Below are 6,353 nucleotides of genomic sequence, written 5' to 3' on the forward strand. Positions count from 1 at the left end.
TTGACGAACACGCTCTTGACCTGCGGGTCGTTCAGGATGACGTCCAGGCCGGCGGCCATGACCTCGGCGGAGGCGCCGCCCCCGATGTCGAGGAAGTTGGCCGGCTTGACGCCCTTGTGCTTCTCGCCCGCGTAGGCGACGACGTCCAGGGTCGACATGACCAGGCCCGCGCCGTTGCCGATGATGCCGACCTGGCCGTCCAGCTTGACGTAGTTCAGGTCGGCCTGCTTGGCCTTGGCCTCCAGCGGATCGGCGGCGGCCTTGTCCTCGAGCGCCTCGTGGTCGGGGTGGCGGAAGTCGGCGTTCTCGTCGAGCGAGACCTTGCCGTCGAGGGCGATGATGTCGCCCTCCTCGGTCAGCACGAGCGGGTTGACCTCGACGAGCGTCGCGTCCTCGCCGGTGTAGACCTCGTACAGCTTCACGAAGACGTCCGCGACCTTGTCGACGAGCTCCTCGGGGAACCCGGCGGCCTTGGCGATCTCGACCGCCTTGGCGCCGTCGATGCCCCCGCGCGGGTCGACCTCGATGCGCGCGAGCGCCTCCGGCTTCTCCACCGCGAGCTGCTCGATCTCCATGCCGCCCTCGACGCTGGTCAGCGACAGGTAGGAGCGGTTGGCGCGGTCCAGGAGCACCGAGAAGTAGAACTCGCGGGCGATCCTGGCGCCGCCGGCGACCATGACGCGGCGCACCACGTGGCCCTTGATGTCCAGGCCCAGGATGGCCTTCGCGGCCTCCTCGGCGTCCTCCGGGGTCTTGGCGACCTTGACGCCGCCCGCCTTGCCCCGGCCTCCGACCTTGACCTGCGCCTTGACGACGGTGACGCCGCCGAGCTTCTCAGCGGCCGCCCGCACCTCCTCCGGAGTGTCCGCGACGATGCCCGGAAGGACCGGGACCCCGTACTTCTCAAACAGGTCTCTGGCCTGGTACTCGTATAGATCCACGGTTATCCAATCCGCTGATGGTCCGGCACGTTCGTGACGCTTCCGGCTGTTATCTCCTGGGCGGTACGGCGGGAGAATAGCTCGACGCCGAGATAAATTCGCCAGGAGAACTTTAGCGCGTCCGCCTGAACAGCCCGAATCCGTCGGTCCCCCACAGCCGCGTCGGCCGGACCGCTTCTCCACAGATTCGCCGCCTGCGGCCTCCGGCTCTCCGCCCGCGGCGAGCCTGGTGCGCATGACGAACCGAATGACGCACCTCATCACGTCCATCGCCCTGGCCGGGCTGGCCGTCTTCCTCTCCGTCGTGAACGGAGTCGCGACCGCCTCCCCCGCCCGCGCCCGCGCGGGCGTCGGCCACGGGCCGGGGTACCTGTCCAGCGACGGCTGGTGGCTCGGCACCTACCGGCTCGACGACGGCACGCAGGGATTCTGCCTGAACGCCGGCAAGGAGAGCCCGACCGGGCACGTGCTCGACTACCGGGACGGCGCCTCGCTCGGCTGGTACACCCCGGAGCAGTCCGCCCGGCTCGCCTACGTCTCGCGGACGTGGGCGGGAACGGGCGATCGGCTCACCGCCGCCGCCGGCCAGGTGGCGACCTGGCTGATCGCCGGCCTCGGCGGCCACACGGCGGAGGAGGTCGCCGCCCGCGCCGAGGGCGACGCCGCCGCCGTGCTCGCACGGGCGAGGCAGATGGCGGACGAGGCGGAGCGACTGGCGTCGACCGGCGTGCACGCCGACCTGGTGATGGAGCTCGCGGAGACCGGAGCGGGCCGCCTGCGCGTCGAGCTGACGGTCGACCGGCTCGGCGGGACCGAGCAGCTGGCACCGGGGGCCCACGCTGCGCACGTGACGCTCGAGGGGGCCACCTTCGATGACGGATCGAGCGTGGCGGACGTCCGGACCGGCACCGACATCCCCGTCCATCCCACCGGGACGGACCCGACCGTCTCGATCTCCGCCGACGCAACGCTAGAGTCGCTGCCGTACGGTTCCGCGATCACCGTCGCCGTTCCGCGCGACGACGCGCAGGCCGTGCTCGTCGCGACACCGGCGACGGCCGAGGCGCACGGCGAGGCATCGGCGTCCGGCCCGTCACCGCTGCCGTTCCAGCCCCGCGTCGAGACGGTCACGAGCGCCGCCACCGCCGCCCCGGGCACGGTGATCGCGGACCGGCTGACGGTCTCCGTGGACGCCGGCGACGGGCTGCTGCCGTCGTGGGGCGTCCGGCGGAGCGAGGACGGGCTCGCGCCGGTCGAGGCGGTCGTCGAGAGCACGCTGCACGGGCCGTTCGCCGATCCGGTCCATCAGGCTCCCGCCGTCCCCGAGGGGGCGCCGCAGGTCTGCGTGGTCGAGACGGTCGTCACCGGCCCCGGCGAGTACGACACCCCGGGCTGCGAGCTCCCGGACGCCGGCTACTACGTGTGGACCGAACGCATCGACCCGTCCCGGACGCCGTCCGACCAGGGCGGCGGACGCATCAGGGAGTGGCAGTCGGCGTTCGGGATCGCGTCCGAGGTCACCGTGGCCCGCGCGCCTGTCGTGACGACGCCGACACCGGCCACGCCTGCGGTCGTCCGCACGGCACGACTGGCGGACACCGGAGCGTCGGATGTCCTGCTGCCCGCGAGCCTCGCCGGGGCGATCGCGCTGATCGGCATAGCCCTCGTCCTGCTCGGTCGCCGCCGGCCGCGCCGCCCACTGCGCCGGTCCACCTTCCTCCCTGCCGAGGACGGGAGGCGGCCGTGATCACGGGGCACGCGGGCACCCTCTCCCCCGCCGGGACAGCGCTGACCGGCGCGCGCACCGCACACGTTCAGGAGCGCCGGGCAGCATGGACGGGTGGACACGGATCGGCGAACCGAGACCAGCCCGCTGCGGCGCATCGCGGCCGAGAGCATCGTGGTGGCGGGCGGCGGCTGCGCTCTGCTGCTCCAGATCGCGCACCCGGCCATCGGCAGGGGCGTCGCGGAGCACAGCGACTTCGCCAACCGGGTGATGGACCGCTTCCACGCCACCATGACCTTCCTGACGGCGGGACTGTTCGCGACCCCGGAGGAGTTCGCGGTCGTGCGCAGGCAGGTGAACAGGGCGCACGTCCCGGTCCGCGGCCGGGAGGACGGCAGCGGCCCGGCGTACAACGCCTTCGATCCCAGCCTCCAGCTCTGGGTCTCCGCGACCCTGTACCGCACGATGCTGGACCTGCACGCGCGCGTGTTCGGGGCATTGCCGGCCGGGGAGGCCGAGGCGGCCTACCGGGAGTTCCGCGGCCTGGGGATCAACCTGCAGGTGCCAGCCGAGCGCTGGCCGGCCACCGTCGAGGATTTCGAGGTGTACTGGCAGGACATGATCGCGGGGCTGCGGGTCAACGCAGCGACGCTCGAGATCTCCCGGCAGATCCTGAAACCATCCGGAGTGCCGCTCTGGATGCGGGCCCTGCTGCCGGACGCGCGACTGGTGACCGCCGGGCTGCTGCCGCCCTCGGTGCGGGATCAGTTCCGGCTGCGCTGGACCGAGAAGGAGCGCGCGCGGTTCGAGAAGAGGATGCGGCTGACCGCGGCGGTGTACCCGCGGCTCCCGCTCCGTCTGCGCCACGCCGCCCGCGACGCCTACCTGCGGCGCCTGCGGCGCGCGGCCCCCGCGCCAGCGCCCGCGCCGCCGGCCGACTGACCCGTCGCGGTACGTCCGTTCCCGCTCGAGAACGCGCGCAACGTACCGGCCGGACACGCTCGCCGGGGCAGGGTGGGATCTCAGGGAGCCAGACCGCGCGTGCGCTCCAGCCAGCGCGCGAGCAGGACGAGCACGATGCCGACTCCGGCGCCGAGCACGGTCTCGAGCACCCGGTCCACCACGAGCGTGCTCAGCGGCGCCGGGGTGGCCAGATGGGACACGGAGAGCGCCATCGGCGTGATGAAGACCAGTGCGGTCCCGTAGTGCCGGCCGACGAGCATCTCGGCGAAGAACTGGCAGACGACGATCACCAGGATGACGACGATCGGCGGCGGCGACCACACCAGGATGACCGCCGTGACGCCGACGCCGACGACTGTTCCGATGATGCGGTGCAGCGAGCGCGAGATCGAATGAGCAGCCCGGGCGGGCGGGATGACCGCCACCAGGCTCACCACCGCCCAATAGGCGTGACCGAAGCCGAACAGCACGGCCACTCCCCCGGCGATCAGGACGCCCAGCACGTTCTGCGCCACGGTCAGCCACACGCGCGGGTCGGTGAGCACCGTACGGTCGACGGCCGGCCGGCGCCGCAGGTCCTTGAGGAGCACCGATGCGCGGGAGCCCCGGTCGCCAGCACGCGCCGCGAAGCGGCGGACCAGCCAGCCCGACATGGTGAGCAGCCAGGAGAACGCGGCCACGACGACGGCGAGCGCGATGCGCGGCAGGATCTCGGCGGCCGGGGTCGGGATGGCCGCACAGACCAGCAGCGCGAACACGAAGAACAGCGGTTGCGCGGGAAGCAGCTGGAAGCCGGAGGAGAGGAACGTTCCGCCCGCCACGACCACGACGAGCAGAACCGCCAGCAGCCACAGCGGCTCGCCCAGGGAGGCGACGACGACGCCCAGCGCGATGCTGACCAGCAGCGCGGCGCCGGCGACGCTCACGCTGCGCAGCCGTAGGCGATACGGCTCGTTCCGTCCGTACAGCGCCGTGAACGCTCCGAACGTCGCGTACGCGGCCAGGTCCAGCCGCCCGACGGCCAGCAGCACCAGCAGGGGAAGGGCGACCGCGGCCGCCGCCCGGAAACCGACCTCGACGCTCATCGACGAGAGCCCGGAGGCCCTCACAGCTTGTCGATCGGAGCGATCTTGATGAGGAGCTTCTTCGCGCCCACCTTCTCGAACTGGACGTGGGCGACCCGCTTGGCGCCCTCGCCGGTCACGTTCGTGACGCGGCCCTCGCCGAAGTCGGCGTGGCGGATGCGGTCGCCCGCCGCGAGCTCCAGGTCCCCGTTGTCGCGCACCTTGCCGGTGACCTGGTTCGGCCACTCGGCCTTCGGCCGCTCGGCGGGCGCGCTGAAGCCCCCGGAGCCGAAGCTCTCGTTCCAGCGACCGCCCGACCCGCTGCCGAGGCCGGGCCGGCGGGCGTTGAGCGCACGGGACTGGGTGCCACCGCGGCCGTTCGCCGCCCCCGGCGACTGGCGCCACTCGATGAGGTCTGCGGGGATCTCTTGAAGGTACCGGCTGGGCATGGCGACGGCGGTCTCGCCGAACTGCGCGCGGGTCATCGCGAGCGAGAGGAACAGGCGCTTCTTGGCGCGCGTGATGCCGACGTAGAACAGCCGGCGCTCTTCGGCGGGGCCGCCCGGCTCGTTCGCGGACATCCGGTGCGGGAGCAGGTCCTCCTCGATGCCGGTGAGGAAGACCGCGTCGTACTCGAGGCCCTTCGCGGTGTGCAGCGTCATCAGGGACACGGCACCGCTCGAGTCGTCGATCTCGTCGGCGGCGGCGACCAGCGAGACCTCGGTCAGGAAGTCGACCAGGGTCCCCTCCGGGTTGTTGCGCGCGAACTCGCGCGTCACGGCGACGAGCTCGTCGACGTTCTCCGCCCTGGCCTCGTCCTGCGGGTCCCTGCTGTTGCGGAGCACCTCCAGGTAGCCGCTGCCGTCGAGCAGGAAGGTCAGCACGTCGGCCACCGGCGAGACGCCGGCCGGGTTCTGCGGGTCAACCTTCGCGGAGGCCTCGTCGAGCAGGCCGGAGAGCTGCAGGATCGCCGCCGTCACCTTCGGGCCGAGGCCGAGCGAGCCGGCGTCGCGCATCGCCTCGCGGAAGGTCATCCCGTTGTCCTCGGCGTAGCTCGCGAGCTGCGTCTCCGTGGCCGGCCCGATCCCGCGCTTCGGAGTGTTCAGGATGCGGCGCAGCGCCAGGGTGTCGTCCGGGTTCGCGACGGTGATCAGGTACGCCATCGCGTCCTTGATCTCGGCGCGCTCGTAGAACTTGGTGCCGCCCATCACCTTGTACGGCAGCGCCGAGCGGATGAAGATCTCCTCCAGCGCACGCGTCTGCGCGTTGGTGCGGTAGAAGACCGCGATGTCCTTGTAGTCCGTGCCGGCCGCGTGCAGCTTCTCGATCTCGTCCGCCACGAACTGCGCCTCGTCGTGTCCCGAGTAGCCGGTGTAGCCGACGATCTTCTCGCCGTCGCCGACCGCCGTCCAGAGGTTCTTGTCCTTGCGGTCGAAGTTGTTCGCGATCACCGCGTTCGCCGCGCTCAGGATGTTCTGCGTCGAGCGGTAGTTCTGCTCGAGCAGCACGACCTTCGCGCCGGGGAAGTCGCGCTCGAACTCGACGATGTTGCGGATGTCCGCGCCGCGGAACGCGTAGATCGACTGGTCGGAGTCGCCGACGACGGTGAGCGACGCGCTCGGGATCACGCCGACCGCGTCCCTCAGCTTCGAGATGTTG

At 71.7% G+C, this 6,353-nt stretch carries 5 protein-coding genes; 2 read left to right on the top strand and 3 right to left on the bottom strand.

The features are described from left to right. A partial coding sequence (gene sucC, locus ACTHMF_RS08440; RefSeq protein ID WP_440317084.1) for an ADP-forming succinate--CoA ligase subunit beta occupies positions 1-941 on the bottom strand: 941 nt, incomplete at its 3' end. Positions 942-1,176: 235 nt separating this feature from the next. Between sucC and ACTHMF_RS08445 the strand changes: the two genes are divergently transcribed. Continuing rightward, complete coding sequence (locus ACTHMF_RS08445) at positions 1,177-2,688, top strand: hypothetical protein (RefSeq protein WP_440317085.1); 1,512 nt, start codon at positions 1,177-1,179, stop codon at positions 2,686-2,688. A 93-nt stretch (positions 2,689-2,781) separates the two neighbouring features. Then, the gene (locus ACTHMF_RS08450) at positions 2,782-3,609 is read left to right on the top strand and encodes an oxygenase MpaB family protein (RefSeq protein WP_440317086.1); all 828 of its coding nucleotides are present in this window, start codon (positions 2,782-2,784) and stop codon (positions 3,607-3,609) included. Between the two features lie 80 nt (positions 3,610-3,689). Here ACTHMF_RS08450 and ACTHMF_RS08455 read toward each other — a convergent pair whose 3' ends face one another. Together ACTHMF_RS08455 and ACTHMF_RS08460 are read right to left on the bottom strand one after the other, a co-directional pair. Beyond that, positions 3,690-4,715 carry an FUSC family protein gene (locus tag ACTHMF_RS08455; protein WP_440317087.1) on the bottom strand — a complete coding sequence of 342 codons (1,026 nt, stop codon included), beginning with the start codon at positions 4,713-4,715 and terminating at the stop codon, positions 3,690-3,692. A gap of 20 nt (positions 4,716-4,735) precedes the next feature. Continuing rightward, positions 4,736-6,353 (bottom strand): ATP-dependent helicase (locus ACTHMF_RS08460; protein WP_440317088.1); only part of this gene is annotated, 1,618 nt, incomplete at its 5' end.

Source organism: Leifsonia sp. (genome assembly GCF_051955155.1).
In the GTDB taxonomy this organism is placed as follows: Bacteria; Actinomycetota; Actinomycetes; order Actinomycetales; family Microbacteriaceae; genus Leifsonia.

What these genes read in the sequence shown, in the direction of transcription:
- ACTHMF_RS08445 (WP_440317085.1), top strand. Translation starts at nt 1,177, where the DNA reads ATGACGAACCGAATGACGCACCTCATCACGTCCATCGCCCTGGCCGGG.
- ACTHMF_RS08455 (WP_440317087.1), bottom strand. Translation starts at nt 4,715, where the DNA reads ATGAGCGTCGAGGTCGGTTTCCGGGCGGCGGCCGCGGTCGCCCTTCCC.